The sequence below is a fragment of the Micromonospora sp. BL1 genome (assembly GCF_003667485.1).
Lineage (GTDB): Bacteria > Actinomycetota > Actinomycetes > Mycobacteriales > Micromonosporaceae > Micromonospora > Micromonospora tulbaghiae.
In genome coordinates this window covers 1-1377 of sequence record NZ_RCVK01000394.1, presented here as the reverse complement: position 1 = coordinate 1377, position 1377 = coordinate 1, and the positions used below count along the sequence as shown (strand labels likewise).

Sequence of the window (1377 nt, the reverse complement as noted above, 5' to 3'; positions counted from 1 at the left end):
GGTCACGTCCGCGCTGATGGTGTAAGAGACGGCCATCGCGTGATCCGGTCTGATGCTATGCGGCGATCGGGGTGGGGTCGGGTTGGTCGGTGTCGTGTTGGCTGGTGTCGACGGTGATCAGGCGGGCTTTGGCGAGGAGTTCCAGGCCCATGTAGCGGCGACCCTCGGTCCACTCGTCGGTCTGCTCGGCCAGGACAGCACCGACAAGGCGGATGATCGCCGCCCGATTGGGGAAGATCCCGACGACGTCGGTGCGGCGGCGGATCTCCTTGTTCAGTCGCTCCTGCGGGTTGTTCGACCAGATTTGACGCCAGATCTCGCGCGGGAAACTGGTGAACGCGAGGAGGTCATCGCGGGCGGCGTCGAGGTGTTCGGCCGCGGCGGGGAACTTCGCTTCGATCGTGGCCACGACCCGCCGGAACTGGGCGTGGACGGCGTCGGCATCAGGCTGGTCGAAGATCGTGCGCACGAGGGTCGCGATCCACGGCTGCGCCGACTTCGGCACCTTCGTGAGCAGGTTGCGCAGGTAGTGGGTGCGGCATCGTTGCCAGGTGGCGCCGGGCAGGGCGGCGCCGATCGCGGCGACGAGGCCGCGGTGGGCGTCGGAGATGACCAGTTGGACGCCGGAGAGTCCGCGGGCGGTCAGGCTGCGCAGGAACGCCAGCCAGCCGGCGCCGTCCTCGTCCGAGGCGACGTCGACGCCGAGGACTTCACGCTGGCCGTCGGCGTTGACCCCGACCGCGATCAGGGCGTGGACGTTGACGGTCCGGCCGTGTTCGCGGACCTTCATGGTCAGCGCGTCCATCCACACGAACGTGTAGTGGGCGGCGTCCAGGGGTCGGTTGCGGAACGCCTCGACCTGGGCGTCGAGGTGGGCGGCCATCTCCGAGACCTGCGACTTCGACAACTGCCGGATGCCGAGGGTCTCGACCAGCTTCTCCACCCGCCGCGTCGACACCCCGAGCAGATAGCTCGTGGCGACCACCGAGACCAGGGCCTGCTCTGCCCGTCGCCGGTGCGTCAGCAGCCAGTCGGGGAAGTAGCTGCCCTGACGGAGCTTGGGGATCGCCAGGTCGATCGTTCCGGCGCGGGTGTCCCACTCCCGAGGCCGGTAGCCGTTGCGAGAGTTGACCCGCTCGTCGCTGCGTTGCCCATAGCCGGCTCCGCAGATGGCATCGGCCTCGGCGGACATCACCGCCTGCGCGAACATTTTGATCATCGCCTGCAACACGTCCGGCGACGCGCCCTCGATCTGCTCGCGCAGCAGGTCAACAGGGTTCACACTCTCTGAAGCGGCCATCGCGTCCTCTCTTCCTTCTCTGACTTGGTCGTCTTGAAGGATCGACGCGATGGCCGTCTCTCATCTACGCAACACGC

The 1377-nt window shown here is 67.6% G+C and carries 1 protein-coding gene; it reads right to left on the bottom strand.

Annotated features, from left to right (window positions below; all coding sequences use genetic code 11):
• Positions 1 to 55: 55 nt before the first annotated feature.
• Positions 56 to 1300, bottom strand: a complete 1245-nt coding sequence (locus EAD96_RS29070) for an IS256 family transposase (protein ID WP_121686484.1) — start codon at positions 1298 to 1300, stop codon at positions 56 to 58.
• Positions 1301 to 1377 lie beyond the last annotated feature (77 nt).

Bases quoted from the DNA above. Each gene is read 5' to 3' on its own strand.
- EAD96_RS29070 (WP_121686484.1), bottom strand. From the start codon at position 1,300: ATGGCCGCTTCAGAGAGTGTGAACCCTGTTGACCTGCTGCGCGAGCAG.